Below are 25,083 nucleotides of genomic sequence, written 5' to 3' on the forward strand. Positions count from 1 at the left end.
GGTCACTCGGCCCGGCCGTTCGGACGGATCCCCGTGAGAACGGCCGGGCCCACCCACATGTCCTATATGATTCATTTAATGCTTTTGCGCAGCTTTGACAGTGGGTGAGCAGTGCAATGCCCTCCGAGCGACAGGCCCACGGACCCGGACCCCACCCCGACGACCCGCGCGACGAGCCCCGCGACAGCGGGCGCAGCGACGGACGTCAGGGGCCGCGCAAGCGACTGTCCGCTCCCAAGGCGATGCGTTTCGCCGCCGACCAGCTGTCGGAGCTGCTGGGGAGAGCCCCGGAGTCCATTTCGGCCCTCCGGCCCACCGAGGACGGGTGGGAGGCGGAGGTGGAGGTCCTGGAGCTCGAAAGGATCCCCGAGACCACCAGCGTGCTGGCCAGCTACCGGGTCACGCTCGACGCGGACGGCGAGCTGATGGCGTACGAACGGATCCGTCGCTATACGCGGGGCCAGATCGACCCACGAAGGTGAGGAGGCACCATGACCGTGGTGCCACAAGGCGGCGGAGGCGCCGTCGCACGCGGCGGGGGCGGTGGCTCGTCGTCATCGCTCTACGACGTGCTGGAACTGGTTCTGGACCGCGGCCTCGTCATCGACGTGTTCGCCCGCGTGTCCCTGGTGGGCATCGAGATACTGAAGGTCGACGCCCGCGTCGTGGTGGCCAGCGTGGACACGTACCTCCGCTTCGCCGAGGCGTGCAACCGCCTCGACCTGGAGACCGGACGGAAGGCTCCGGCGCAGCTGACCGACGTGGTCGGCGAGGTCACCGAGGGCGGTGCCCGCGGCAAGAGCAAGGGAGCTCTGACGGGGGCCGTGGAGGCGTTCTCCGAGTCGTTCCGCAAGGGCCGGGACGAGGGGCGCGAGGAAGAGCCCGAACCGGTCGAGGAGCGTGAGAGGCCCCGCTCCGAGCGCAGGCCCCCCAGGCACCGGGAAGAGTGAGCCCCATGTCGGTCTACGTCTACGCGATCACGGCCGCGACCCATCCCCTCGGGCTCGACGGCGTGGCCGGGGTGGGAGACCCCCCGCGGCAGCTCCGCGTGGTGAAGGGCTCGTCGCTCGCCGCCGTCGTCAGCGACGCGCCGGACGGGCTGCGCGCCAAGCGCCGCGACGTGCTCGCCCACGAGACGGTCCTCGAAGAACTGATGGGCCAGGCGACCGTGCTCCCGCTGCGCTTCGGCGCCCTCGCCCCGGACGACGAGTCCGTCCGCGAGACCCTGGAGGAGCGCGCCGACGCGTACCGGGAGCGGCTCGCGGCCCTCGACGGCTGCGCCGAGTTCCACCTGAAGGTCGCCTGCGACGAGGACGTCCTGCTGCGCGAAGTGCTGCGGCAGTCCGACGACGCGCGCCGCATGAACGACGAGGTCCGGGCCGGACGCGGCGGGCAGGAACTCAAGCTGGCGCTCGGCGAGCTCGTCGCCCGGGAGGTCGGCGCCCGCCACGAGTCGTTCGGCTCCGGCATCGTCGAGGCGCTGCGCCCGCTGGCGCGCGAGACCAAGGTGTCCGATCCGGCGGGGGACGACTTCCTCGGCGCCTCCTTCCTCGTCGAGCGGTCCCGGCAGCAGGAGTTCGCGGCCCGGGAGGCCCAGCTGGCCGAGGAGTACGGCGAGGACTTCGACTTCCGGATGCACGGGCCGCTTCCCCCGTACAGCTTCGTCTAGGCGCCGGTCATGGGCGTACTGAGTCAGCTGCTCACCCTCCCGCTCGCCCCGGTGCGGGGCGTGGGGTGGGTGGTGCGGCGCGTCACCGAGGCGGCGGAGCAGGAGTACTACGACGAAGGGCCCGTCATCCGCGAGCTCGCGCGGCTGGAGCACGAACTCGTCTCGGGCCGGATCGACCAGGAGACCTTCGACCGGCGGGAGGACGAGCTGCTGGACCGGCTCGACGAGATCCGCCGCTTCCGGGAGGGCACACCATGACGAACATGACGACCGGCGCCGCGCTGCTCGGCGGCTACGTGCTGGGCCGTACCAAGAAGGGCAGGTTCGCCATCACCGTGGCGAGCTGGATGCTCCGCAAGAAGATCGACCCCACCAAGGTCAGCTCGCAGATCATGGGCTCGCCCGCCCTGGGGCACCTCGGTGGCCGGATCCGCGAGGAGTTGCTCACGGCCGGCCGCGAGGCCGCCGCCACGGCCGTGGCCGCCCAGGCGGACCGGCTGGCCGACACCCTGCACGAGCGGACCCTCAGCCTCCGGGAGCAGGCCCCGGCCCGCGAGCGCGACCGCGAACAGGACCGGGAGCCCCAGGACCAGGACGAGAACCAGGACCGGGAGCCGGACCGGGGGCGGGACCGGGAACCCCAGGACCAGGACCGGGGACGCGACCGCGAGCGTACGAAGAGGAGGGCCGAGGAATGACCGGCAGCAGCGGACCCGCGGGCCTGACCGGCGAGGCCGGCAACCGGCTCATGGAGGAACTGCGGCAGTACATGGAGGCCCGGGCGGAGCGGGCCGTCACCACCGTCGGGGAGCGCCTCGGTGAGGCGACCAAGCAGCTCGGCGATCCGAAGAAGGCCCTGGGCTCCGCGGTGATGTCGCAGGTGACCGGCGGTGTGAAGGACAAGGTGTCCGGGCTGCTGGGCCTGGGCGGCAAGGGTGGGCGCAAGGGCGAGACCAGGGCCAAGAGCGTCGTCGTCATCGAGGACATCGACGTGGGCGTACCCGTCCGCCACGCGTACGACCAGTGGACGCGCTTCCAGGAGTTCGGCCGCTTCGCCAAGGGCGTGGTCAACGTGGACCGCGCCGACGACACCACCTCGCAGTGGCAGGTGAAGGTCGCCAAGGCCAACCGCAGCTGGAAGGCGACCGTCGTCGAGCAGGTCCCCGACGAGCGGATCGTGTGGACGTCGGAGGGCGCCAAGGGCACCACCAAGGGAGCCGTCACCTTCCACCCGCTGGGCGACAGCCTGACCAAGGTGCTGCTGGTCCTGGAGTACTTCCCGAAGGGGCTGGTGGAGAAGACCGGGAACCTGGTGCGCGCCCAGGGCAGGCGTGCCCGTCTGGACCTGAAGCTGTTCCGCAAGTACGTCACGTTCCAGGACGAGCCCCCCGAGGGCTGGCGCGGCGAGATCCACGACGGCCGGGTGGCCGAGGACCGCGGAGAGGACGAGGACCGCGGGAAGGACGAGGACCGCGCCAAGGGCGAGGACCGCAGGAAGGACGAGGCCCGGCAGGACGACGACCGCGTGAGGGACGACGACCGCGGAGAGGACGAGGAGCCGGGGACCGAGACCGAGGAGCCGTACGAGCGCGAGAAGAGGTACGACGACGATGCGCCCGAGGACGACGATGCGCGTGACGACGAGGACTACGAAGCGTACGAGGAGTACGAGGACGAACGGCCGCGCCGCCGCGCCCCCTCGCGCCACTGAGTGGCGCCGGACCGAAGCCGTCCGGCCGTGAACGACCCCCTCCCCCGCGACCTCGGCTCCTTCCCCTCCCGCGCGGGATCGCCGTACGGGCAGGGTTCGTCGACCAACCTGGCCGACATCCTCGAACGCGTCCTGGACAAGGGCATCGTCATCGCGGGGGACATCCGGATCAATCTCCTCGACATCGAGCTCCTCACCATCAAGCTGCGCCTGCTGGTGGCATCGGTCGACAAGGCCAAGGAGATGGGCATCGACTGGTGGGAGCACGACCCGGCGCTCTCGTCCCGGGCGACCGAGCGGCCCGGGCTCGCCGAGGAGAACCGGCGGCTGCGCGAGGAGATCGCCGCACTCCGCACCGGCCGGCGGGCCGTCCCGGCGGGCGGGGAAACCGTACGGGACGAGGAGGACCCGGGCGACGGGCGGCGTTCCGGAGGCCGGTGATGAGCGGCACGGTCCGTTACGTGTACGGGGTCGCGGAGGCGGCACCGGGGCTGGACGACGGCGTCGCCGGGCTGCGGGGCGTCGCCGGCGCGCCGGTCCGCGCGGTGACGGACCGCGGGGTTGCGGCGGTGGTCAGCGACGTGCCGGCCGCCGATTTCGAAGAGGCCCCGCTCGCCGCCCACCTGGAGGACCTCGCCTGGCTGGAGGCCGTGGCCCGGGCCCACCACGGTGTCGTCGACGCGGTGGCGGCCCGCGCCACCGTGCTGCCGCTGCGGCTGGCCACGGTGTACCGCGACGACACGGGGGTCCACGCCCTGCTGACGGCGGGCCGGGACGAGTTCCTGCCCCGCCTCGCACACCTCGCGGGCCATGTGGAGTGGGGCGTGAAGGTCTTCTTCGTGCCTCCGGCGGACGCGTCGGCGGCCGGCTCGGCCCCGCCTCCCGAGGACGAGCTGAGCCCCGGCCGGGCCTACCTGCGCACCCGCCGCCACGAACGGCACGCCCGGGACGACGCGTACCGCGAGGCCCTGGCGGCGGCGGAGCGCGTCCACACCGCCGCCCGTTCCCGTGCCGTCGAACACACACGGCACCGGGTGCAGCAGGGGCCACTGGTGCAGGGGCCGTTCGAGAACATCGCCAACCACGCCTACCTGGTGGCGGCCGACCGGTCCGACGCCTTCCGCGCCGCCGTCGAGGAGGCGGCGGCGGACACCGAGGTCGTCCGCGCCGAGGTCACCGGCCCGTGGGCACCGTACTCCTTCGCGGCCGCCGCGCCGGCCGCGCCCGGGCGGGAGGCGGGCACGGGATGACGAGCGCGAGCGGCAGGGAGGGCGCAGGGGGCGTCGGCGGCGGGGCGCGGGCGCCCGGCCGGCAGATCGCGCTGATCGACCTGCTGGACCGGCTGCTCACCAGCGGGGTCGTGGTCACCGGCGACATCACGCTGTCCGTCGCCGACATCGACCTCGTACGGATCTCCCTGCGCACCCTGATCGTGTCCATCAGCGCGGAGAATCCCTCCCCGTGGACGGGCCTCCCCCTGCCCGACGTGCGAGGCGTCCCGGGTACCGGGCAGGTGCGGGATGTCCGATGACCCCGGCGGGCCCGTCGACCGCTACCGGGAGCTCGCCGACGCGGCGGCCCGCGCCTTCCGGCTGCTCCCCGCCGCGCCGCGCGAGCTGCCCCGACCCGGCGCCGGGCGCCCGTCCGCGCCCACGCACCGGATCAACGCCGACCCCGACACGGTGGAGCGCGACCTGATGAGGCTGGTCCTCACCCTGGTCGAGCTGCTGCGGCAGCTCATGGAGCGGCAGGCGCTGCACCGGGTGGACGCCGGTGACCTCACCGAGGACGAGGAGGAGCGCCTCGGGACGACCCTCATGCTCCTGCACGACCGGATGACCGAGCTGTGCGCCCGCTACGGCCTGACCATGGCGGAGCTGAATCTGGACCTCGGCCCGCTCGGCAGTCTGCTCCCGCCGCCCGAGGATCCGCGTTGATCCTGCTTTGACCCTGATTGGCCCGCGCCGCAGCGGGCAGAAGCGGACTGGAGGTGACAGATATGAGCAGTGAGAAGAAGGCGAAGAACGCCGGTCAGACCGCCAAGGGGAAGGCGAAGGAGGCCGTCGGAAGGGCTACGGGGAACGAGAGCCTGGAGATGGAGGGCCGGGCGGAGCAGGCCAAGGGTGACGCCAAGCAGGCGGTCGAGAAGGCCAAGGACACCTTCAAGCACTGACCGCCGGGGTTCCGGGTCACGGGCGGCGGAAGCGGGGAAGCCCGCTTTCGCCGCCCGTTCCCATGCGGTCACACGTCCGCGACCATGTCCGCGGTGATCGCCCAGCGCTCGTGGTCGCGCCACTCCCCGTCGACGAAGAGGAACGCGGGCGAGAAGCCCTCCAGCCGGAAGCCGGCACGGCGTACGAGCGCGAGGGAGGCGGTGTTCAGCGGCTGGACGTTGGCCTCCAGCCGGTGCAGGCCCAGCGGGCCGAAGGCGTACTGCAGCACCAGGCCGAGCGCCTCGCTCATCAGGCCGCGCCCGGCGGCGTGGGCGAAGGCTCCGTACCCGAGCGCGCCGCTGAGGAAGCCGCCGCGCACGATGTTGTTGATGTTGACGAACCCGGCGATGGCGCCGTCCGCGTCCCGCTCGCAGACCAGGAAGGACTCGCGGTCGTCCCCCTCGACGAGGGGCCGGGCGTAGCGGGCGTACGCGTCGGCGTCCACGGGGGGGAAGAGCCAGGGCCTGTGCAGTTCCCGGCTCTCCCTCGCCCGCGCGGTGAACTCGTCGGCGTCCTCGTACGTCAGGTGGCGCAGGGCCACGCGGGGGCCCTCGGTCAGGTACGGAGGGGTGGACGAACGGATGCCGTGCATCCGGTCAGGCTAGCCGGGTGATCAACGGACCGCCGCCCCCGGGACCAGGACGAGTGGATCCTGGTCGCACGGGGGCGGTGGAAGCGGCCGTACGGGTGAGAGGGCTCAGTGGTGGGTGAGGACCACCTGGCGCTCGTCGTCCGCGTCGTCGGCCTCCGCCGGGTCCGGGCGCTGGATGAGCAGGGCGGTGACGACTCCGACGGCGAGCAGCGCGAGCGCCGTGTACATGGCGTGCTGGTAACCGGCCTCGGTGACGCCGCCCGCGTCGCTGCCCGCCGTGATCATGGCGGAGGCGAGGGCGATGCCGAGCGAGGCCCCGATGCCGAAGCAGGCGCCGTTGAGGCCGGAGAGCGAACCGGGCTTGTCCTTGGGGGCGGTGGTGACGGCGAGACCGTTGAGGCCGGTGAGCATGAAGCCGCCGTACGTGACGCCGAGCGCGGCGAGGGCGGCCACCAGGATCCACTCGTTGTGCAGGAACAGCGTGGCGAAGACGAAGATGGCGAAGTTGGCGATCGCGCCGGCGACCACGATCGTGCGCCAGCCGATCTTCGGGCCGAGGCGGCCGGTCAGCGGGGCGGACACCACGCCGATCAGCTGGATGGGGGTGAGGAAGAGGACGGCGGCGGTGACGGCGGAGAGGCCGAGGCCGACCCGGGCGTCCTGGGAGAAGAGCGGGATGGTGAGCGCGATCGCGCCGAAGGCTCCGCCGAGGGTGCAGATCGTGGTCAGCAGCAGCGGCCAGGCGCGGCGCGAGGCGAGGACGTCGAGGTCGATGACCGGGTTGGCGGCGCTCTTCTGCGAGACGACGAAGAAGACGAGTGCGGCGACGCCGCCGATCAGGAAGCCCAGGGTGAGGGCGGAGGTCCAGCCCCAGGCGGCGCCCTGGGCGAGGCCGACGAGGATGCCGGTGAGGCCGAGGGCGAGGGCGGCGATGCCGCGGGAGTCGAAGCGGGCGTCGGCGTCGGCGGTGGGCGGGACGTCGGGGACGTACCGGCGTACGCCGAGGAGGCCGGCGACGGCGATCAGCGTGGAGCAGACGAAGATGCCGCGGAAGCCGATGGTGTCGGCGATCTGGCCGCCCGCGATGGCGTCGACACCGGCGAGGCCGCCGTTGACGGCGGTGATGATGCCGGCGGCCTTGCCGAAGCCGGCCGGGGTGAGCAGCTGGTTCAGGGTGAGGAAGGCGAGGGTGAACATCGCGGCGGAGACGCCCTGGAGGACGCGGCCCGCGATGAAGATCTCGATGTTCGGCGCGAAGACGCAGAGCAGGTTGCCGACGATCAGGACGACCGCGCAGAGCAGCATCATCGGCTTGCGGCCGCGCTGGTCGCTCAGGCGGGCGAGGGTGACCTGGCCGATGGCCGCCATGAGGAAGAACAGCGTCTGGGAGAGGCCGGCGGCCGCGGTGGTGGTGCCGAGGCGCTCGATGACATCGGGCAGTGCGGGGCTGAGCATGGTGGCGTTGATCTGGTAGCCGAGGACGGCGAGCACCATCGCCAGCAGCATGGGGCCGCGCCCCGCCAGGTCGGATGTGGCCGCTTCGGCTCCGGAACGCGTCCGGCCGAACGAGATGGACATGTCGGCCCCTTTGCCTTGGATGTCATGTCGAATGGCGCTTGTCAGACAAGCATTGCTGACACAGCCTGGGATCTACGCGCGTCGACGTCAAGACCTCCGAGCAAACTTTTGGCGTTTTCGCAGCTCAGATGAGAGGGACCAGGGAGGTTGGCCATTGCCTGCCCGGGTCGGCTCGGCATAACTTGCAGACAAGTGAGCCGAGGAGGGGCAGTGGTGGTCAGCGCAGAGCAGCGGAGACCGGTCGTGGTGCTGTACGAGCGGATCGTGGACGCGATCCACGCGGGCACCTATCCGCCCGGCTCCACCCTCCCCTCCGAGCCGAAGCTCGCCGCCGAGCTGGGCGTCAGCCGCCCGGCCCTGCGCGAGGCCCTGCTGCTGCTCCAGGAGGACGGCCTGCTGTCGGTGCGCCGCGGCGTGGGCCGCACCGTCAACGACCGGCCGCCGCGGCGCGGCTTCGAGCACATCCAGCCGCTCGAGGAGCTGATCGGCGCGGGCGCGCCGGTGCGCGTGCGGGGGCTGCTGCGCACGGTGGAGGAGCCGACGGACTTCACCACCCAGCACCTGCTGGCACCCGCCCGCGCGGAGCTGCGGTTCTGGGAGTCACTGCTGGCGGCGGACGGTACGGCGGCGGCGCTGAGCCAGGAGTGGGCGGCGGCGGAGGACGTCCTGGAGCGGGTGCACCCCGCCTTCGCCCGGGCCCTGGACGCCCAGCCCGACCCCGTCGGCACCTCGATGCTGGCCGTACTGACCGGCGCCTCGCGCGGCGTGCCGCTGTCGGCGCACAGCACCGTGACGGCGACGCTCGTCGGCCAGCGGCGCGGCGAACAGCTGGCCCGGTCGGCCGACACCCCGGCGGTGCTGGTCACGCAGGTGGTGCGGGTGGGCGACACCCCGGTCATGGCGGCCAAGCACATGCTCCCGACGGGCGCGGCGGCGCTCCCGGTCCTCCAGTCGTCCTGAGGCCCTCACCCGGCGCCCTTCGGGCGGCCGCGCCAGTGGGGGCTGTCGCCCGCGTCACGGCGCCGCCCGCGCCCCTTGGCGTACACTCGCGCCCCATGCACTTGTCTGACAACCTCCCCGCCGCTGCCCTCGCCCCCGCCGACTGGATCGTGCGCGCCCCCAAGGCCGTCCTCCACGACCATCTGGACGGCGGCCTGCGCCCCGCCACGATCATCGAGCTGGCCCGCGACTGCGGCTACACCGGCCTGCCGACCGAGGACCCGGCCGCGCTGGCCGTGTGGTTCCGGGACGCCGCGGACTCCGGGTCGCTGGAGCGCTACCTGGAGACGTTCGCCCACACCTGTGCGGTGATGCAGACCCGCGAGGCGCTGTTCCGCGTCGCGGCCGAGTGCGCCGAGGACCTGGCGGCGGACGGCGTGGTCTACGCCGAGGTGCGGTACGCCCCCGAGCAGCACCTCGCCGCCGGGCTCACCCTCGACGAGGTCGTGGAGGCGGTGAACGACGGCTTCCGCGAGGGCGAGCGCCGCGCGGGCGGCCGCATCACGGTCGGCACGCTGCTGACCGGCATGCGCCACACGGACCGCTCGCTGGAGATAGCCGAGCTGACCGTCGCGCACCGCGAGCGCGGCGTGGCGGGCTTCGACATCGCGGGCGGCGAGATCGGCAACCCGCCGGCCCGCCACCTGCCCGCCTTCCAGCACCTCAAGCGGCACAACTGCCACTTCACCATCCACGCGGGCGAGGCCGTCGGCGCCGAGTCCATCCACGAGGCGGTGCAGGTCTGCGGCGCCGAGCGGATCGGCCACGGCGTCCGGATCACCGACGACATCGCCGAGGACGGCACGCTCGGCCACCTGGCCGCGTACGTCCGCGACAACCGCATCGCCCTGGAGGTCTGCCCGACCTCCAACCTCCAGACGGGCGCCGCGAAGGACTACGCCACGCACCCCATCGACCAGCTGCGCCGCCTCGGCTTCCGCATCACGCTGAACACCGACAACCGCCTGGTCTCCGGCACCACCATGAGCCGGGAGTTCCAGCACATGGCGGACGCCTTCGGCTACGGTCCCGAGGTCTTCGAGGAGTTCACGGTCGCCGCCGTCGAGGCCGCGTTCCTGCCGCTGCCGGAGCGCCGGCGCCTCATCGACGAGGTGATCCACCCGGGTTACGCCGCCCTCGCGGCCGGCCGCTGAGCCACCGGGCCCGGCCGCGCGGGAGTGCTCCGGCGTCGGTCAGACGTCGTACCCCTGCGCGGCCAGCCAGCGGTGCACCGCCGCCTTGTCGGCGACGCTGACGTGCACGGGGCCCCGCCGGGCGGGGCCCTCGTCCCGGTTGAAGGCCGTCTCGGTCACGCGCGCCGTGACCCAGTCGGCCAGCTCCCGGGCGGCATCGGGCGACAGCCGCCCCCGCTCCCAGCCGCGCCTCGCCTCCTCGGCCGCGGGCGCGTCGAACCGGGCGGCCTCCTCCAGCCATGCGGGGACGAGGCGCGCGGCGACCTCTTCATCGGGCGGCGGTGTGGAAGGCCTGGAAGGCGTACCTGAGGATTCGCTCATGCGGACAAGGTGACCGGACGGCCCGCCGGCCATACCCGGGCGGCACCCGAGTGCGCCCGATCGGACGCGGCCCGCAGGTGCTGCGGCGCGCCCTGCGCCGCCGCGGCCTGACGACGGGGGCGGCTCACCGCAGCGCAGGCACCTCGCACGTCAGCGTGCCCTCCTCCGCGTCCAGGACGGCGGGCACGCCCAGCGGCACGGTCAGGTTCGTCGGGCCGTGCCCGAAGCCCAGCTCCTCGACGACCGGCACACCGAGCCCGGCCAGCCGGTCGCGCAGGGTCGCGCGGACCGCTTCGTACGGGCCGCAGGCCTGCCAGGAGCCGAGGGCGACACCCGCGACGCCGTCGAGCCATCCGGACCGCAGCAGCTGGGTGAGCGCGCGGTCCAGACGGTACGGCTCCTCGCCGGTGTCCTCCAGGAGGAGCAGGCCGCCCCGCGCGGACGGCCGCGCCCCGGACGTGCCGAGCTCGGCGGCGAGGAGGGTGAGGCAGCCGCCCAGGGTGACGCCCCGCGCCCGGCCGGGCACCAGCGGACGGGCGGTGTCCAGGCCCAGGGTGCGTACGGACTCGGGGTCGAGGAGCGTGGCGCGCAGCGACTCCCGGGTGCGGGCGTCCTCAAGGAAGGTGACCGCGGCGGCCATCGGGCCGTGCAGCGTGGCCAGGCCCAGCCGTACGGCGAACGCCTCGTGGAGCGCGGTCACGTCGCTGTAGCCGACGAACACCTTGGGCCGGGCCGCGCGCATCGCCGGCCAGTCGACGAGGTCGGCCATGCGCTGGGCGCCGTAGCCGCCGCGTGCGCACAGGACCGCCGCGACCGTCGGGTCGCACCAGGCCCGCGTCAGGTCGCGGGCGCGTGCCGCGTCCTCGCCCGCGAGGTACCCGAGGCCGCCCGGGTGCCGGTCGAGGACGTGGGGCCCCACCACCGGGTCGAGCCCCCAGCCGCGCAGGATGTCCAGCCCCGCACGGAGCCGCTCCTCGGCCACCGGCCCGCTGGTCGCGACGATCGCGACGCGGTCACCGGGCCGCAGCCGGCGCGGCCGCTCCAGCGGGCGGACGACCGGAGGGGTCACTTCCGCAGCTCCAGCAGCGGTACGTCGAAGCGGGTGACGCCGAAGACCTGGACGTACAGGGCGAGTTCCGACTCCAGCGCCCGCGTCATCGTGTCGGCCTGCCGGAAACCGTGCCCCTCCCCCTCGAAGGCGAGGTACGTGTGCGGTACGCCGCGCCCCGCCATCCGGGCCAGGAAACGTTCCGTCTGGGCGGGCGGGCAGACGACGTCGTCGAGCCCCTGGAGCAGCAGGAACGGCGCGGTGATCCGCTCGGCCAGCTCGATCGGCGCACGCTCGCGGTAGCGGCCGGGGACCTCGCCGGGCGGGCCGATCAGGGACTCCAGGTAGCGGGACTCGAAGTCGTGGGTCTCCTCGGCCCAGCCCTCCAGGTCCAGGACGGGGTAGAGGAGCGTGCCGCAGGCGTAGACGCGGGTGACGGCGAGCGAGACGGCGGCGGTCCAGCCGCCCGCGCTGCCGCCGCGGATCGCGAGGCGGGCCGGGTCGGCGGTGCCTTCGGCGGCGAGCGCCTCGGCGACGGCGGCGCAGTCCTCGACGTCCACGACGCCCCACTGCTCGCGCAGCCGCTCGCGGTAGGCGCGCCCGTAGCCGGTGGAGCCGCCGTAGTTGACCTCGGCGACGCCGATGCCGCGCGAGGTGAAGTAGGCGATCTCCAGGTCGAGGACGAGCGGCGCGTGGCCGGTGGGGCCGCCGTGCGCCCACACCACGAACGGCGGCAGCTCGTCGTCGGGGGCGCTGCGGTCGGGGTTGTGCGGTGGGTAGATGTGGGCGTGGATCTCGCGGTTGTCGGGGCCGGTGAAGGTGCGGATCTGCGGTTCGGGGTAGTACGCGGGGTCGACGGGGTCGTCGTGCGCGGAACCGATCACCCGTGCCCTGCCCGTGCCGGTGTCGAGTTCGACGACCTCGTACGCGCTGCGGGGGCTGGCCGCGACGCCGACGACGCGGCTGCCGTGGGCGGCGAGGGTGGGCGCCCACTCGGTCCAGGGCCCGGCGGCGTCGACGAGTTCGCCGGTCTCGGGGTCGAGTATGCCGAGGGCGGTGGCGCCCCGGCCGTGGATGACGGCGACGAGGCCGTTGTCGAGCGGGTGGAACCACCGCATGCCCACCTTCCACAGCGGCCCGCCGAACTCCTCGGCGCGGCCGGTGCACAGCGCGGCCGGCGTGGACGAGCCGGGCCGCAGGCGGTACGGCTCCCACCAGCCGCGCCGGTCGGAGACGTACAGCAGCGACCCGTCGGCCGCCCAGTCGGCCTGGCAGACCGCCTCGCCGTCACCGCCCCCGGCCTGCCGTACGCCCGTGAAGGGGCCGTCCTCGTTCACCTCCCCGGTCATCAGGAGCGTGCCGTCCCACGGCATGTCCGGGTGGTCCCAGGCGATCCACGCGGCGCGGCGCCCGTCCGGTGAGAGGCGGGGTCCGGTGACGAACCGGTGCGTGCCGTCGGTCAGTTCGCGTACGGCGGCCCGGTCGTCGGCGGCCGAGCCGTCGAGCGGTACGGCGGCGATGACCCGCCGCACGTCCCCCGGCCCCTCGCCGGTGAACTCCTCCAGGACGCACCACACCTCGCCGCGCTCGGGGCGGACGACGGGGTCGGCCCAGCGCAGCCCGCCGCCGACCGGGGAGAGCGGGGTGAGGGGGCGCGGCGGGGTGTCGCCGTCGGGCTCGTACGCGTACAGCCGCTGGTCGGGGAAGTGGCTGAAGACGACCAGCGGTCCGGTCGCGCGCACCGTCCCGGCCCAGGGGCTGCCGCCGTACTCGAGGACCCGGCTGCGGACGTTCCACGGGGCGGGCAGCACCGGCTCCTCGGTGCCGTCGGTGCGCCGGCGCACCAGGGTGCGCCGGCCTCCCTCGGTGGGCCGGGGCTCGGTCCACCACATCTCGTCGCCGACCACGCCGACGTACTCGGGACGGCCGTCGTGCGCGGCGGCGAGCGAGGCGCCGATGGGTGACGGCCAGGTTCCGTAAGCCCCCGTGGGTACCATCCGGGTGCTCCCCCTCACATGTTCTTGTCGCGCGGTCTTACGCGTTACGCGGTCTGCAGGTAGCGGTCGAGGACGCGGATGCCGAAGTGGAGCGCCTCGATGGGGACGCGCTCGTCGACGCCGTGGAAGAGCGCCTGGTAGTCGAAGCCGATGGGCAGCCTCAGCGGGGAGAAGCCGTAGCCGGTGATGCCGAGGCGGGCGAAGTGCTTGGCGTCGGTGCCACCGGACATGCAGAACGGCACGACGTGCGCGTCCGGGTCGAAGTGCAGCAGCGCGGCGCGCATCTTCTCGTACGTCGGCGAGTCGACCGGCGCCTGGAGGGCGATCTCCCGGTGCTGGAACTCCCACGCGACGTCCGGGCCGGTGAGCCGGTCCATGGTCGCGGCGAACTCGTCCTCGCCGCCGGGGACGAACCGCCCGTCGATGTGGGCGCTGGCGGTCCCCGGGATGACGTTCACCTTGTAACCGGCGTGCAGCATGGTCGGGTTGGCGCTGTTGCGTACGGTCGGCTCGACGAGGGCGGCGGCCCGGCCGAGCTTCGCCAGCAGCGCGTCCGCGTCGAAGTCGGGCGCGTCGACGTCGGCTTCGATGCCGTACAGCGCGGCGATCTCGGTGAGCGCGGCGCGCACGGTGGGGGTGAGCCGGACGGGCCACTGGTGCTCGCCGATGCGGGCGACGGCCGCCGCGATGCGGCTGACGGCGTTCTCCCGGTTGACCTTGGAGCCGTGGCCGGCCCGGCCCTCGGCGGTGAGCTTGACCCAGCCGGTGCCCCGCTCCCCCGCCCCGATGGGGTAGAGCGCGAGGTCGGGTCCGGCGTGGAAGGTGTAGGCGCCGGACTCGCCGATGCCCTCGGTGCAGCCCTCGAAGAGGTGCGCCTGGTGGCGGGCGAGGTAGCCGGCGCCGTCGATGGCGCTGGCCTCCTCGTCGGCGGTGTACGCGATGACGATGTCGCGCCGGGGCCGGATGCCGTGGCGCGCCCATTCGCGGACGACCGCCAGGATCATCGCGTCCATGTTCTTCATGTCGACGGCGCCCCGGCCCCAGACCAGCCCGTCGCGGACCTCGCCGGAGAAGGGGTGCACGTCCCAGTCGTCGGCGTCGGCGGGGACGACGTCGAGGTGGCCGTGGACGAGGAGGGCGTCGGCGGACGGGTCGGTGCCCTCGATCCGCGCCACCACGTTGGTACGGCCGGGCGTGCGCTCCAGCAGGGCCGGTTCCAGGCCGGCCTCGGCGAGCTTCTCGGCGACGTACTCGGCGGCGGGCCGCTCCCGGCAGTCGCCGCTGCCGCGGTTGGTGGTGTCGATCCGGATGAGCTCGGAGGTGAAGGTCACGACCTCGTCGAGCGCCTCCGAGTCGGTGTCGAAGGGCCCGTTCTCCGGGGTGCCCAGGGACGTCACGTCAGCCATACTGCTCCTCCACCGCGGCCGAGACGATCGTGGTGACCGCCTTGAAGGCGCGGATGCCCTCGTACATCGTCTCGCTGGTGTACGCCACCCGCCGCTCCCCGCTCACCGCCACGCCGGGTACGACGGTGGCGGCCGCCGCGAGGTGCTCGGCGTCGAACTCCAGCTCCACGGTGAACGGCCCGCCGCGCACCGGTTCGTACCGTACGGCGAGAGCGGTCGCCTCCTTGGCCGCGGCGCGGATGTCAGCGGCCGTACGGGTGGGGGTGCGGCACACCGCGGCATACCGCGACACGTGGTCCTTGACCGCGACCTTGCGGGCCTCGGGCGCGTAGCCGAGTGCGTCGTCGCAGGTCAGGTCGTCGCCGGTGACGAGGATGACGGGTACGCCGTACTCGGCGACGACATGCGCGTTGAGCAGGCCCTCGCTGGCGCGCACGCCGTTGAGCCAGACGCCGGTGATGGAGTTGGCGAGGTAGGTGTGGGCGAGGACGCCCTCGGTGCCGGCGCCCGTGTGGTAGCCGACGAAGGCGACGCCGTCGACGTCGCCGTGCTGGACGCCCTCCACCATGGACAGCGACTTGTGGCGGCCGGTGAGCATCTCGGCGCGCTCGTCGAGCCGTTCCAGCAGCAGGTTGCGCATGGTCCAGTGGGCTTCGTTGATCAGGACGCGCTCGGCGCCGCCGTCGAGGAAGCCGAGGACCGCGGCGTTCACGTCGGAGGTGAACAGGGCGCGGCAGCGTTCCCACTGGGGTGTGCCCGGCAGCACGTCGGCCGGCCAGGTGACGCCGGTGGCGCCCTCCATGTCGGCGCTGATGAGGATCTTCAAGCCCACTTGGCGTGCCACTCCGTTCCGTCGTGCGTTCCGTGCTGCGTGCGTTCCGTGCTGCGTGCGTTCCGTGCTGCGTGCGTCGCGTGCGTTCCGTGCTCCGTGCGGGAGAGGTCCGACCCTACCGACCGCCCCGGGCCCCGAAACAGACCCCGCGTACCGCATGTCACGCCCGTCGCTGGGTACCCCGGGCGGCGGGAGAGCCGGACGGACGTGGGCTGGACGGAGGTGTGGGCCATGACGACGGCATCGCGGACCGCCCGTATCGACGCCGGTGACGCGCCCCTGGTCGGCGACCTGGCGCTCCCGGCGGACGCGCGGGCCGTGGTGGCCTTCGCCCACGGCAGCGGCAGCTCGCGGCACAGCCCCCGCAACCGGGCGGTCGCGGAGGCGCTCCGGGAGGCGGGGCTCGGCACCCTGCTCCTCGACCTGCTCACCCAGCAGGAGGAGCGTGTCGACATGGTCACCGCCGAGCTGCGCTTCGACATCGCGCTGCTGGGGCGGCGGATGACGGCGACGGTGGACTGGCTGGGTACGGAGCCGGACACGGCGGGGCTGCCGGTGGGGCTGTTCGGCGCGAGCACCGGGGCCGCGGCGGCGCTGGTGGCGGCCGCCGAGCGGCCGGACGGCGTCCGGGCCGTGGTGTCGCGGGGCGGGCGGCCGGATCTGGCGGGCGACGAGGTGCTGCCCGCCGTGCGCGCGCCGGTCCTGCTGGTGGTCGGCGGCGAGGACCACCAGGTGCTGCGGCTGAACGAGGAGGCCGCGGAGCGGCTGAGCGCCCCGTACCGCATCCACGTGGTGCCGGGTGCCACGCATCTCTTCGAGGAGCCGGGGGCTCTGGAGGAGGTCGCGGCGGCGGCGCGGAAGTGGTTCGGCCAGATGGCCGTGCCCGGCGGGGCGGGAGGGCAGTGAGCGAGGGAGGTGAGGGAGCCGTGCTCCTGCGGAACCGCACCGAGGCCGGGCGCGAACTCGCCGCCCGCCTCGCCGGCCGGCAGCGCGAGGGCCGGCTGACGGATCCGGTGGTGCTGGCCCTGCCCCGCGGCGGGGTGCCGGTCGCCGTCGAGATCGCGAAGGCGCTGGGCGCGCCGCTGGACGTCCTCGTCGTCCGCAAGATCGGCGCGCCGTTCAATCCGGAGCTGGGCGTCGGCGCGGTGGCCGGGGACGGGCCGCCGCTGTACGACCAGCGGACGCTGGCCATGCTGGACCTCACGGAGGACCGCCTCGGGCCGACGGTGGCGCGCGAACGGACCGAGCTCCACCGGCGCGAGGACCTCTACCGGGGCGGCCGGCCGCTGCCGGACGTACACGGCCGCACGGTCGTCCTGGTCGACGACGGCCTGGCCACCGGCGTCACCGCCCGCGCGGCGCTGAGGTCCGCGCGCGGCCTGGAGCCGGCCGAGCTGATCATGGCCGTGCCGGTGTGCTCGCGCGAGGCGGCGGAGCTGGTGGGCGCGGAGGCCGACGACCTGGTCTGGCTGCACCAGCCGCGGCCGTTCTCGTCGGTGGGCCAGTGGTACCTGGACTTCGACCAGGTGGGCGACGACGAGGTGATCCGCCTCCTGAGCGCGGCGCGCGAGCCGCGCGGGGATGCGGCGGGCGGCGGGTCGGCGGACGATGGGGGACGTGTTGAGTGACATGAGGAGAGGCGCGGAGGCGCCCGTGGAAGCAGCCCGGCGGGCCCTGCTGTCGACCGGCACGCACCCGATGGAGCCGGCCGAGGTGTCCGCGTGCGTGGGCACGGACGCGGACGGCTGGGCGCGGTTCGCCGCCCACTGGGACGACCTGGCGCCGGACCCGTACGCGGCCGAGAGCGGCACGGTGCGGATGCGCCGGTACGGCACGTTCGCCCTGACGCGCGACGGACGGCTGACCCCGCGGCCGCACGACGCGTTCGTCCAGCCGGAGGCCAGCAATCCGATGTACGTCGGCGTCGACCGGCACTTCGAGCCGCTGACCGACGCGTTCACCGCCGATCCCCTGCTGGCGTCCCTGATCCGGCTGCTCGGGCGGGTGGCGAGCTGTCTGGAGGACCGGGACGAGTGGCAGGTGAAGGTGCACCCCTTCCGGGTGCTCGCCTCCGCCGGGCAGGACGGGCAGCCCACCCCCGAGGGGCGGCACCGCGACGGCGTCACGCTCGTCACCTCGCTGCTGATCGGCCGCGAGAACGCCACGGGCGGCGCCAGCTCGGTGTACGGCGCCGACGGCGAGCACCTCCTGACGACGACGCTCGACGAGCCGGGCAGCCTGCTGCTGGGCGACGACCGGCGCACCCTCCACGAGGTGTCCCCGATCCGCCCGCTCGCCCCGGAGCGGCCCGCGCGCCGCGACGTCCTGGTGACGACGCTGCTCCCGCCCGGCTGAGGCCCCGCCTTACGCGCCGTCTTCCGGGCACGTGTCGCGGACCAGGCCCTCCACCACCGCGCCCAGGCGCGGCTCGGCGGCCAGGCGGGCCCGCTGGCGCTCGGCGCCGGACCCGCGCAGCTCCAGCCGCCGCAGGAAGGCCGCGACCTCGCCCTCGTCCCCGTACGCGCGGAGGGCGGGGCCCACGTGCTCGACCAGGCGCCGCGCCTGGACCGGCGTGGGCAGCACGCGCCCGGTCGGCGCGTCGACGCCGTGGCCGGACCAGCCGTCCCGCGCGGCGCGCCAGTACGCCGCGCGCAGCAGCTCGGCGCCGGTGCGGGGCCCTGGGTCGCCGGCGGCCACGCGCCGGGCGGCCGTCGCGACGAGCGCCCTGATCAGCGCCGTGAGCGCCACCGTGTCGTCCACGTCCGACAGGACGTCCATGGTGCGGACCTCGACCGTCGGCAGGCGCGGGTTGGGCCGTACGTCCCAGAACGGCATGCCGGGCTCCAGCATCGCCTCACTGGCCGCCATGGCGGCGGCGATCCGCTCGTGATCGGCGAGCGACTCGGCGTACGGCGGCGGGCCGAGGCACGGGAAGCGGCCGCGGATCACGGAGCGCCAGCTGGCGTAGCCGGTGTCCCGGCCCTGGTGGAAGGGCGAGTTGGCGCTCATCGCGACGAGCAGCGGCAGCCAGGGCCGCAGATGGTTGCCGACGAGGACGGCCGTCTCCCGGTCGGGCAGGTGGACGTGGGCGTGGAAGGCGCAGACGGCGAAGTCGTCGTGCATCGCGCGGTACTGCCGTGCCCCCGCCCCGTAGCGCGGATGGCCGGCGATCTCGGCGCGCCCGCCGTCGCCGCCGATGACCGGCGTGCCGGAGGCGCACAGGCGCAGGCCCTCGGCCCGCGCGGCGGCGGCCAGGCCGGCGCGGACGGCGAGCAGCTGGGCGCGCAGCTCGTCCACGCGGGAGCAGGGCGCGGTCTTCCCCTCGACCTGGTACTCCGTGAACTCCCCCGAGACGCTCTCCGCGAGTGGGGGCGGAACGCGCGCGACCACGCGCGTACCGGCCGCTGCCGCGCTGTGGTCGGCCGGGTCGACGAGGAAGAACTCCTCCTCCACCCCGACCGTGGGCGGCTCGCCGAAATCCGGGCTGTTCACGGATTCAGCATCGCGCCCTTCGGCGGCGTTGTCGCCTTGGATGGCGTACGCGCTCGCCCACGGCGCCTCGCGGGTCTTGTGGCTGTTCCTCACCGTCGAGGTGGCCTGCGGAATCGTCCAGCTCGTCCCGTGGCGACGGAGTCCCGCCTTCCCTGTAGTGGCCCGGTGACGGACCTCGGGAGCGGCAGGGGGCTACCGCGCGTGCCCGCCGACCCCGGCTTCCAGGCGCTCCAGCAGTTCCGTGCGGTGCAGGTCCGCTATCGGCGCGAGCAGGTCGGGGTGGCGCAGCAGCGCGGCGGCGCGCCGGTCGTGTTCGTCGGGCGTGACCAGGCGGCGGAAGTCGACCGGTGCCCCCGTCAGGCGGCCGCAGGCGGCCAGCGCGTCCATGGCGGTCGCGGCCAGCCCCGGGGTGCTGAGCAGGACCGCCGCCCAGCTGGCGACGACCTCGTCGACCCAGGTGCGCCAGGCGTAGGTGTCGGCGTCGGTGTCGTCCGCGCCGGTGACCCAGTCGAGCCGGGCCGAGCCGCCCGGCCCGGCGATGGCGACGAGCGCCGCGTCCAGGTCGGTGGGGTAGCGCAGCCACGCCGCAACGGTCACGGCCTGCCGCGCCTGTACGCCGGCGAGGGCGGACTCCAGCGCACCGCCGCCCGACGGGTAGGCGCGGGTCAGCCACTGCGCGGTCGCCGTGATGAGCGGGGTGAGGTGGTGTGCGGTCACGCCGGAACGCTATCGCCGCCATTCGCGGCGACAAATGGCGTGGCTCACGGGAAGTGCGTGGCCTGAACCACATCATGGGCATCCGAATCCCGCACACCGCGCAGAGGAGTGAGGTCATGGGACACGGCGGAGACGTGATCGCGGAGCTGACCAGCGACCACGAGGAGGTGGAGGAACTGTTCAGCACCATCGAGGAACTGCCGTCCGGTGACGAACAGCGGAAGCAGTACGCGGACCAGGTCACCATGGAACTGGTCCGGCACTCGGTGGCCGAGGAGGAGTACCTCTACCCGGCGGTGCGCAAGCACATCGACGGGGGTGACGCCCTCGCCGACAAGGAGCTCCGCGACCACGCCGCCGCCGAGCAGACCATGAAGGACCTGGAGGGCTGCGCGGCGGACGACCCCCGCTTCGACATGCTCATGAACAAGCTCATGACGGAGATCCGGGCGCACGTGGTGGACGAGGAGAACAACCTCTTCCCGCGGCTGCGGGAGGCGTGCTCCCCCGAGATGCTGAACGAGCTGGGCGACAAGGTGCGCCAGGCGAAGAAGACCGCCCCGACGCGCCCGCACCCCTCGGCCCCGGACAAGCCTCCGGCGAACAAGCTCCTCGCCCCGGGCGCCGGGATGGTGGACCGCCTTCGCGACATGATGTCCGGCCGCGGCAAGAGCTGAGCCGGCCCCTGACGCACGTGCTGAGGGCCGCCCGGTGGATCTCCGGGCGGCCCTCAGCATGTCCCCCGGTAGGGGGCGCCGGGGACCAGGGCCGCCCATTCCGCCGGGGTGAGCGGCGCGGGGGCGCGGCGGCAGAGGCTCTTGACGACGGTCTCGGCGTCCAGGTCGTGCGCGCGGGCCTCCGTGTGGGAGCCCGCGACGTGCAGCTTTCGGCCCGCCGGATCGAAGGCGAGGTCGAGGACGGCGTCCCCCGGACCGGGCAGCTGCGTGCCCAGGGGCTGGTGGGACGGTACGTCCCAGAGCCGCACCGCTCCCGCCGCGTCTCCGACGGCGAGGGTCCGGCCGTCGGGTGAGAACGCCAGGGCGGTGACCGCCCCCGGGGCGCCGACCGTGAGCGGGGCGAGGACGCCGAGACGCCGGTGCCCCGTGCCGTCCCACAGGGCGACGTGCCCCTGGTCCGTGCCCACGGCCAGCAGTGCACCGTCGGGACTGAACGCGAGGGGGTGGTCCCGCCCTCCTCGCCATGCCTGATGCGACAGCGCCCCGCGCGGGAGCTCGACGACCGTCCCGGTTCCGGCGGCCAGCCTGTCGCCGGATGGCCGGAGGGCGAGAGCCGAATGGCCCGTCTCCGCGTCCTTCGCGTCGGCGAGCTTCCTCCCTCGGGTCAGGTCCCACACGCCGTTCGGAGAGGCGGCGTACGCCGGCGGCTTCTTCGCCCGGCCGGGGTTGCCGGCCAGGAGCACGGCGATGAGCGGTCCCCGGCCCCCCGGCTCGGTGAGGGTGCCCTCGCTGCGGCGGTGGCGGACGCTCCAGAGCCTCGCGGGCTGGGCGCTGGTGTGCGTCGTACCGTACGTGAGCCATGCTCCGTCGGGGCTGAACGAGTTGAGCCGCGTCGTGTAGCCCTCGTCGACGCTCGGGTCGGCCGGCAGGGGCAGGCTCGGCAGGGTGACCGGTGGAGTCCCGCCCTCTAGGTCGCGCAGCCGGAAGCGTGCCGTCCCCGCCTGGTGGCTTTCGGTCAGCAGCAGACGGGCGCCGGGCCCGAAGCGTGCGGACTGCAGTGGGGCGGCGTGCCAGGTCCGGGTGGTCAGGGCCAGGCCGGGAACGAGGGTACGTACGGCCGCCTCCTGACCGCCGTCGGAGGTCAGGTACCGCAGGGTTCCGCCGGAGGCGTCGATCGTGAGCGCCGTGGCCGCCTCACCGGCCAGGGGATAGCGGAAGACGGGCGGAGGGGCGGCCCCCGACCCGATTGGCTCGAGGCTCATGCGGGAGGCCGGCACGGCCGGAGTCAGGGCGTCCGTTCGCCACAGCAGCGCTTCGTCCTCGCCGAGCGCCGCCAGGTAGCGGGAGTCGGCGCTGAAGGAGAACTCGCGGAGGCCCGTACGCATGACGCGGGCCCGCAGCCGGCCCGTCGCGGGGTCGATCAGCCGGATGCCCTCGGGGTCGAGGAGGGCCAGGGCCCTGGCGTCGGGGGTGAAGCCCAGGGAGAGCTCTCCGCAGTCGACCCGCATCGCGCGTGCCTTCGCGGGGGTGGCGGGGCGTCCCGGAGAGGCGAGGTTCCACAGCGTCAGGGCGCTGCCGACGCACACCGCGGCGGCACGGTCGTCGGGGCTGACGGCGACGCGTGCGGGGGCCGTCGCGTCCCCGGCGGGGGCCGGGAAGTGGTCGAGGACGCGGCGCCCGTCGCGTACGTCCCAGAGCTGCACGCCCGCGTCCAGCAGCAGGACGGCGAGGTGGTCGGAGCCCTCCCACGACGCGCGGAACGCGACCGGCCGCTCCGGCAGGCGGGCGAGGACCCGGCGGGTGCCCGTGGCGGTGTCCCAGGCGAGGATCTCGTCGTCCATCGGATCGGTGCCGAGGACGTGGCGGCCGCTCGGACTGGGGGTGACCGAGTGGTTCGGTCCGGCACCGGGCAGCGCGCGGGTGGCGGCATGGCGCCGGGTGGAAACGTCCCACTCCTCCAGCCGGTCGCCCCGGTGCAGGCGCAGGGTGCGGCCGTCGGGGCTCAGGAAGATGTCCTTGGGGGTGGCCGCGCCGGAGGCCGGAGCGGTGAAGAGGTCGGACTCGGGCTGGGTGGCCGCCCGCATCAGCGCGGCGTACGTCTCCGGAGTCCGGGCGATCCGCCACGCGGCGACGCTGAGCCGCACCGCCGTACGGGGGTCGCTGCGGCGCATGCTGTCGGCGAGGGCGGCGACGCGCCGGGCCGTGAGCTGGGCCTGCTGCTGCTCGCTGGTCCGGTTCTGCTGCCAGGCGACGACGCCCGCGACGAGCACGAGGACGAGAAGCAGGGACACGCTCCCGGCCAGTCCGCGCAGGCGGCGGCGTTCCCGGGCCCGGCTGACGCGGCTGGTTTCCAGGAACTCCCGCTCCAGCGCCGTCAGCTCGCTCGTGCCGGGCCCGCCGAAGTGTGCCTCCGCCTCGTCCAGCCGCGCCCCTCGGTACAGCGCTCCGGCGTCGCGGCCCAGGTCGTTCCAGGCGACGGCCGCCTGGGTGAGGCGGCGCAGGATCCGCAGGCGGTGCCGGTCCTCCTCGATCCATGTCCGCAGCCGGGGCCAAGCGGTGATCAGCGCCTCGTGCGCGAGCTGGACGGCGGTGCCGTCCAGGGTGATCAGCCGGGCACGAGCCAGGCGTTCCAGTACCTCGTCCACCCCGTCGCTCCCGGCCGTCGCGGCCGTCGCGGCCGTGCTTGCGGGGCCGTCCGTCCGCAGCTCCGCGCGGTCCGCGGGGCGGCGGGTGTCGGGGGTGCCGTCGCCCGGGGTGATCAGCCGGAGCAGGATCCTGCGTACCAGGACGCGCTGCCCGGCGGTCAGCCGCCCGTACAGGTCCTCCGCCGTCTTGGCGATCGCCCCGCGCACCCCGCCGGCCGCCTCGTACGCCCGTAGGGTCAGCACGCGCCCGGAGCGCCGGCGCCAGGTTTCCAGCAGGGCGTGCGACAGCAGGGGCAGGCCCCCCGGTTCGCCGGCGGTCTCGGTCACCAACCGGGTGGTGAGGGCGCGTTCCACGATCAGGCCGCGTACGGTCGCGGGTCTGACGATCGCCTCCCTCAGTTCCGCGGGGCTCATGGGCCCTACGGGCAGGGCGGCGTCCTTCAGGACGGACACGAGTTCCGGGTACTCCAGGCACCGGCCGTAGAAGTCGGCGCGCACGCCCAGCACCACGCGCAGTCGGCTGCCTGGCTCCCGGGCGGCGAGGAGACGGCGGAGGAACTCGGCTCGTTCGGCGGGATCCGCGCAGAGGGTGAAGACCTCCTCGAACTGGTCCACCAGCACGAAGGTGTCCCCCGCGCCGGCGGCCGGCTCCAGCGCGTCGGCGTGCGTGCGCGCCGGACGGTCGCCCGGGGTGAGGATGCGCAGGGCGGCGGGGCGGTCCTCCGGCAGGTCGGCCTGGCGGAGACGGGGTATCAGACCGGCGCGCAGGAGGGAGGACTTGCCGCTGCCGGAGGGGCCGAGCACCGCTGTGCACCGGTGCGTGCGCAGCAGCTCCATCAGCCCGTCGACCAGTTCCTCGCGCCCGAAGAACACGTCGCTGTCGGCCGGTTCGAACCGGGTCAGCCCCCGGTACGGCGATTCCTCGCCGTCGTCCTCGGCGCGGGACGACGCGGCCGCGTCCTCCGCCGCCGCGTGCCACCGCTTCTCCCACCGCGCCGCGTCACCGCCGCAGGCGGCCACGTACGCCAGCGTCACGGCGAGCGTGGGCAGCTTCTCGCCGGAGGCGGCCTGGGACAAGGCCGGAGCGGAGTAGGTCGTTCGCTGCGCCATCGCGCGGTAGGTGGGCCCGCCCGCTGCCGCGCGCAACGCCCGCAGCTCCGCGGCGAACCGCTCCACCGGCCCCGCGTTCGGGTCCAGCGGCTTCTCCCGACGCCCCACGTCCGCCCCCTCGGCCCCTCGGCCCCCGGTGCCGGGCCACGCCGCCGTCCTGTGGGAAGCGGCCCGGCTCAAGATCGACCGCCACCGTACGAAGGTGCGAAGAGTCGTGACAAGGCCCGTTTCCGGCCGCCCCGGCTCGACCACCCCATGTCCCCCCCATGTCCGACAGCTGTCCCGGAATTGAAAAGCCCCAGGTGAGGGGGGTGCTTAACAAATACCGCCCCGACAAGATCGGTCGAGCCGGAGGACGGGGCGCGGCAGCGTCCGCCCGTCGTCCGACGGCGTGCGGTACCCGGAGCGCGGTCGCGTACTCCGGTACTACGACACCTCTTGTACGGAAAGGGATACGCACTCATGACCAAGACGATGCGTGGTCTCGTCCCCGCCGCCCTCGCCGGCGCGCTCCTCCTCGGCGGCGCCGCCTCGGCCATGGCCGCCCCGGCTCCGGCCCCCGCCTCCGGTGAGCAGGTGGCGGCCGCCGCGTTCTACTGCGGCTACCACAGCGGCACCAAGTACGCGGACCGCGGTGACCGAGGCAACCACGTGAAGGAGATCCAGTGCCTCCTGCGTGACTACTGGGGTTACGGCATCGGCTCGTCCGGCATCGACGGCGACTTCGGGCCGTCCACCGAGAGCGCGGTCAAGAAGTTCCAGCGTGACCGCGGGCTCGCCGCCGACGGCAAGGTCGGGCCGAACACCTGGCGGGCGCTGCGCGGCTGACGACACGAGCCGGGACCGGCCGGGGCGCTGCCCTGGCCGGTCCCGGCCGGTCCTG

Annotated in this window: 28 protein-coding genes; 18 read left to right on the forward strand and 10 right to left on the reverse strand. The window is 74.1% G+C overall.

Annotated features, from left to right (window positions below; genetic code table 11):
* Nucleotides 1-116 precede the first annotated feature (116 nt).
* The 11 genes from ACZ42X_RS03835 (at nt 117) to ACZ42X_RS03885 (ending at nt 5,553) form a co-directional block, all read left to right on the forward strand.
* Entirely contained in the window at nt 117-482 is a 366-nt protein-coding gene (locus ACZ42X_RS03835; RefSeq protein WP_468283924.1) for a gas vesicle protein GvpO, read from the forward strand.
* Nucleotides 483-491: 9 nt separating this feature from the next.
* Nucleotides 492-950 carry a gas vesicle protein GvpJ gene (gene gvpJ / locus ACZ42X_RS03840; protein WP_468283926.1) on the forward strand — a complete coding sequence of 153 codons (459 nt, stop codon included), beginning with the start codon at nt 492-494 and terminating at the stop codon, nt 948-950.
* Between the two features lie 5 nt (nt 951-955).
* Nucleotides 956-1,669, forward strand: coding sequence for a GvpL/GvpF family gas vesicle protein (locus ACZ42X_RS03845; RefSeq protein WP_468283928.1), 714 nt, complete (start codon nt 956-958; stop codon nt 1,667-1,669).
* 9 nt (nt 1,670-1,678) lie between these two features.
* Entirely contained in the window at nt 1,679-1,927 is a 249-nt protein-coding gene (locus ACZ42X_RS03850) for a gas vesicle protein GvpG (protein WP_468283930.1), read from the forward strand.
* On the forward strand, nt 1,924-2,367 hold the full coding sequence (locus ACZ42X_RS03855; protein WP_468283932.1) for a hypothetical protein: 444 nt from the start codon (nt 1,924-1,926) through the stop codon (nt 2,365-2,367). The genes ACZ42X_RS03850 and ACZ42X_RS03855 overlap by 4 nt, the downstream gene beginning before the upstream one ends.
* The gene (locus ACZ42X_RS03860; protein ID WP_468283934.1) at nt 2,364-3,380 is read left to right on the forward strand and encodes an SRPBCC family protein; all 1,017 of its coding nucleotides are present in this window, start codon (nt 2,364-2,366) and stop codon (nt 3,378-3,380) included. The genes ACZ42X_RS03855 and ACZ42X_RS03860 overlap by 4 nt, the downstream gene beginning before the upstream one ends.
* Before the next feature lie 27 nt (nt 3,381-3,407).
* On the forward strand, nt 3,408-3,821 hold the full coding sequence (locus tag ACZ42X_RS03865) for a gas vesicle protein (protein ID WP_468283936.1): 414 nt from the start codon (nt 3,408-3,410) through the stop codon (nt 3,819-3,821).
* Entirely contained in the window at nt 3,821-4,630 is an 810-nt protein-coding gene (locus ACZ42X_RS03870) for a GvpL/GvpF family gas vesicle protein (protein ID WP_468283938.1), read from the forward strand. Before ACZ42X_RS03865 ends, ACZ42X_RS03870 begins: the two co-directional genes overlap by 1 nt.
* Nucleotides 4,627-4,911 carry a gas vesicle protein gene (locus ACZ42X_RS03875; protein WP_468283940.1) on the forward strand — a complete coding sequence of 95 codons (285 nt, stop codon included), beginning with the start codon at nt 4,627-4,629 and terminating at the stop codon, nt 4,909-4,911. Before ACZ42X_RS03870 ends, ACZ42X_RS03875 begins: the two co-directional genes overlap by 4 nt.
* Complete coding sequence (locus ACZ42X_RS03880; protein WP_468283942.1) at nt 4,901-5,317, forward strand: gas vesicle protein K; 417 nt, start codon at nt 4,901-4,903, stop codon at nt 5,315-5,317. The genes ACZ42X_RS03875 and ACZ42X_RS03880 overlap by 11 nt, the downstream gene beginning before the upstream one ends.
* A gap of 62 nt (nt 5,318-5,379) precedes the next feature.
* A complete protein-coding gene (locus ACZ42X_RS03885; protein ID WP_468283944.1) occupies nt 5,380-5,553 on the forward strand; it encodes a CsbD family protein in 174 nt (57 codons plus the stop codon).
* A 68-nt stretch (nt 5,554-5,621) separates the two neighbouring features.
* Here the strand turns inward: ACZ42X_RS03885 and ACZ42X_RS03890 are convergent, their stop codons facing one another.
* Together ACZ42X_RS03890 and ACZ42X_RS03895 are read right to left on the reverse strand one after the other, a co-directional pair.
* On the reverse strand, nt 5,622-6,185 hold the full coding sequence (locus tag ACZ42X_RS03890; protein ID WP_468283946.1) for a GNAT family N-acetyltransferase: 564 nt from the start codon (nt 6,183-6,185) through the stop codon (nt 5,622-5,624).
* Between the two features lie 105 nt (nt 6,186-6,290).
* Nucleotides 6,291-7,763, reverse strand: a complete 1,473-nt coding sequence (locus ACZ42X_RS03895) for an MFS transporter (protein ID WP_468283948.1) — start codon at nt 7,761-7,763, stop codon at nt 6,291-6,293.
* Nucleotides 7,764-7,973: 210 nt separating this feature from the next.
* On the opposite strand from ACZ42X_RS03895, the gene ACZ42X_RS03900 reads away from it, so the two are divergent.
* Entirely contained in the window at nt 7,974-8,723 is a 750-nt protein-coding gene (locus ACZ42X_RS03900) for a GntR family transcriptional regulator (RefSeq protein ID WP_468283950.1), read from the forward strand.
* A gap of 95 nt (nt 8,724-8,818) precedes the next feature.
* Nucleotides 8,819-9,916 (forward strand): adenosine deaminase, encoded by a 1,098-nt coding sequence (locus tag ACZ42X_RS03905; protein ID WP_468283952.1) that lies wholly within the window; start codon nt 8,819-8,821, stop codon nt 9,914-9,916.
* 39 nt (nt 9,917-9,955) lie between these two features.
* Here ACZ42X_RS03905 and ACZ42X_RS03910 read toward each other — a convergent pair whose 3' ends face one another.
* From ACZ42X_RS03910 to ACZ42X_RS03930, 5 genes are all read right to left on the reverse strand, one after another.
* On the reverse strand, nt 9,956-10,276 hold the full coding sequence (locus ACZ42X_RS03910) for a hypothetical protein (RefSeq protein ID WP_468283954.1): 321 nt from the start codon (nt 10,274-10,276) through the stop codon (nt 9,956-9,958).
* Between the two features lie 124 nt (nt 10,277-10,400).
* A complete protein-coding gene (locus ACZ42X_RS03915) occupies nt 10,401-11,345 on the reverse strand; it encodes a S66 peptidase family protein (protein WP_468283956.1) in 945 nt (314 codons plus the stop codon).
* Nucleotides 11,342-13,321: a prolyl oligopeptidase family serine peptidase gene (locus ACZ42X_RS03920; protein WP_468283958.1), complete on the reverse strand. Its 1,980-nt coding sequence runs from the start codon at nt 13,319-13,321 to the stop codon at nt 11,342-11,344. Before ACZ42X_RS03920 ends, ACZ42X_RS03915 begins: the two co-directional genes overlap by 4 nt.
* 44 nt (nt 13,322-13,365) lie before the next feature.
* Nucleotides 13,366-14,727 (reverse strand): M20/M25/M40 family metallo-hydrolase, encoded by a 1,362-nt coding sequence (locus ACZ42X_RS03925; protein ID WP_468283960.1) that lies wholly within the window; start codon nt 14,725-14,727, stop codon nt 13,366-13,368.
* On the reverse strand, nt 14,720-15,553 hold the full coding sequence (locus tag ACZ42X_RS03930) for a M55 family metallopeptidase (RefSeq protein ID WP_468284128.1): 834 nt from the start codon (nt 15,551-15,553) through the stop codon (nt 14,720-14,722). Before ACZ42X_RS03930 ends, ACZ42X_RS03925 begins: the two co-directional genes overlap by 8 nt.
* A gap of 237 nt (nt 15,554-15,790) precedes the next feature.
* On the opposite strand from ACZ42X_RS03930, the gene ACZ42X_RS03935 reads away from it, so the two are divergent.
* Genes ACZ42X_RS03935 through ACZ42X_RS03945 form a run of 3 tightly spaced genes read left to right on the forward strand, consistent with a single transcriptional unit; the run spans nt 15,791 to nt 17,914 of the window.
* Nucleotides 15,791-16,465, forward strand: coding sequence for a dienelactone hydrolase family protein (locus ACZ42X_RS03935; protein ID WP_468283962.1), 675 nt, complete (start codon nt 15,791-15,793; stop codon nt 16,463-16,465).
* Nucleotides 16,466-16,485: 20 nt separating this feature from the next.
* A complete protein-coding gene (locus ACZ42X_RS03940) occupies nt 16,486-17,187 on the forward strand; it encodes a phosphoribosyltransferase (protein ID WP_468283964.1) in 702 nt (233 codons plus the stop codon).
* A gap of 25 nt (nt 17,188-17,212) precedes the next feature.
* Nucleotides 17,213-17,914 (forward strand): 2OG-Fe dioxygenase family protein, encoded by a 702-nt coding sequence (locus ACZ42X_RS03945; protein WP_468283966.1) that lies wholly within the window; start codon nt 17,213-17,215, stop codon nt 17,912-17,914.
* A gap of 9 nt (nt 17,915-17,923) precedes the next feature.
* Here ACZ42X_RS03945 and ACZ42X_RS03950 read toward each other — a convergent pair whose 3' ends face one another.
* Nucleotides 17,924-19,051 carry a carboxylate-amine ligase gene (locus ACZ42X_RS03950; RefSeq protein WP_468283968.1) on the reverse strand — a complete coding sequence of 376 codons (1,128 nt, stop codon included), beginning with the start codon at nt 19,049-19,051 and terminating at the stop codon, nt 17,924-17,926.
* A 192-nt stretch (nt 19,052-19,243) separates the two neighbouring features.
* Nucleotides 19,244-19,768 (reverse strand): hypothetical protein, encoded by a 525-nt coding sequence (locus tag ACZ42X_RS03955; protein WP_468283970.1) that lies wholly within the window; start codon nt 19,766-19,768, stop codon nt 19,244-19,246.
* A gap of 116 nt (nt 19,769-19,884) precedes the next feature.
* Between ACZ42X_RS03955 and ACZ42X_RS03960 the strand changes: the two genes are divergently transcribed.
* On the forward strand, nt 19,885-20,445 hold the full coding sequence (locus tag ACZ42X_RS03960) for a hemerythrin domain-containing protein (protein ID WP_468283972.1): 561 nt from the start codon (nt 19,885-19,887) through the stop codon (nt 20,443-20,445).
* 53 nt (nt 20,446-20,498) lie between these two features.
* Here ACZ42X_RS03960 and ACZ42X_RS03965 read toward each other — a convergent pair whose 3' ends face one another.
* Complete coding sequence (locus ACZ42X_RS03965) at nt 20,499-24,308, reverse strand: WD40 repeat domain-containing protein (RefSeq protein ID WP_468283974.1); 3,810 nt, start codon at nt 24,306-24,308, stop codon at nt 20,499-20,501.
* Nucleotides 24,309-24,662: 354 nt separating this feature from the next.
* Here ACZ42X_RS03965 and ACZ42X_RS03970 point away from each other — a divergent pair, with 354 nt between their 5' ends.
* Nucleotides 24,663-25,028, forward strand: coding sequence for a peptidoglycan-binding domain-containing protein (locus ACZ42X_RS03970; RefSeq protein WP_468283976.1), 366 nt, complete (start codon nt 24,663-24,665; stop codon nt 25,026-25,028).
* Nucleotides 25,029-25,083 lie beyond the last annotated feature (55 nt).

It is taken from the genome of Streptomyces sp. NPDC030862 (assembly GCF_055571835.1).

Bases quoted from the DNA above. Each gene is read 5' to 3' on its own strand.
- ACZ42X_RS03835 (WP_468283924.1), top strand. From the start codon at position 117: ATGCCCTCCGAGCGACAGGCCCACGGACCCGGACCCCACCCCGACGAC.
- gvpJ (WP_468283926.1), top strand. From the start codon at position 492: ATGACCGTGGTGCCACAAGGCGGCGGAGGCGCCGTCGCACGCGGCGGG.
- ACZ42X_RS03845 (WP_468283928.1), top strand. From the start codon at position 956: ATGTCGGTCTACGTCTACGCGATCACGGCCGCGACCCATCCCCTCGGG.
- ACZ42X_RS03850 (WP_468283930.1), top strand. From the start codon at position 1,679: ATGGGCGTACTGAGTCAGCTGCTCACCCTCCCGCTCGCCCCGGTGCGG.
- ACZ42X_RS03855 (WP_468283932.1), top strand. From the start codon at position 1,924: ATGACGAACATGACGACCGGCGCCGCGCTGCTCGGCGGCTACGTGCTG.
- ACZ42X_RS03860 (WP_468283934.1), top strand. From the start codon at position 2,364: ATGACCGGCAGCAGCGGACCCGCGGGCCTGACCGGCGAGGCCGGCAAC.
- ACZ42X_RS03870 (WP_468283938.1), top strand. From the start codon at position 3,821: ATGAGCGGCACGGTCCGTTACGTGTACGGGGTCGCGGAGGCGGCACCG.
- ACZ42X_RS03875 (WP_468283940.1), top strand. From the start codon at position 4,627: ATGACGAGCGCGAGCGGCAGGGAGGGCGCAGGGGGCGTCGGCGGCGGG.
- ACZ42X_RS03880 (WP_468283942.1), top strand. From the start codon at position 4,901: ATGTCCGATGACCCCGGCGGGCCCGTCGACCGCTACCGGGAGCTCGCC.
- ACZ42X_RS03885 (WP_468283944.1), top strand. From the start codon at position 5,380: ATGAGCAGTGAGAAGAAGGCGAAGAACGCCGGTCAGACCGCCAAGGGG.
- ACZ42X_RS03890 (WP_468283946.1), bottom strand. From the start codon at position 6,185: ATGCACGGCATCCGTTCGTCCACCCCTCCGTACCTGACCGAGGGCCCC.
- ACZ42X_RS03895 (WP_468283948.1), bottom strand. From the start codon at position 7,763: ATGTCCATCTCGTTCGGCCGGACGCGTTCCGGAGCCGAAGCGGCCACA.
- ACZ42X_RS03905 (WP_468283952.1), top strand. From the start codon at position 8,819: ATGCACTTGTCTGACAACCTCCCCGCCGCTGCCCTCGCCCCCGCCGAC.
- ACZ42X_RS03910 (WP_468283954.1), bottom strand. From the start codon at position 10,276: ATGAGCGAATCCTCAGGTACGCCTTCCAGGCCTTCCACACCGCCGCCC.
- ACZ42X_RS03920 (WP_468283958.1), bottom strand. From the start codon at position 13,321: ATGGTACCCACGGGGGCTTACGGAACCTGGCCGTCACCCATCGGCGCC.
- ACZ42X_RS03925 (WP_468283960.1), bottom strand. From the start codon at position 14,727: ATGGCTGACGTGACGTCCCTGGGCACCCCGGAGAACGGGCCCTTCGAC.
- ACZ42X_RS03935 (WP_468283962.1), top strand. From the start codon at position 15,791: ATGACGACGGCATCGCGGACCGCCCGTATCGACGCCGGTGACGCGCCC.
- ACZ42X_RS03960 (WP_468283972.1), top strand. From the start codon at position 19,885: ATGGGACACGGCGGAGACGTGATCGCGGAGCTGACCAGCGACCACGAG.
- ACZ42X_RS03970 (WP_468283976.1), top strand. From the start codon at position 24,663: ATGACCAAGACGATGCGTGGTCTCGTCCCCGCCGCCCTCGCCGGCGCG.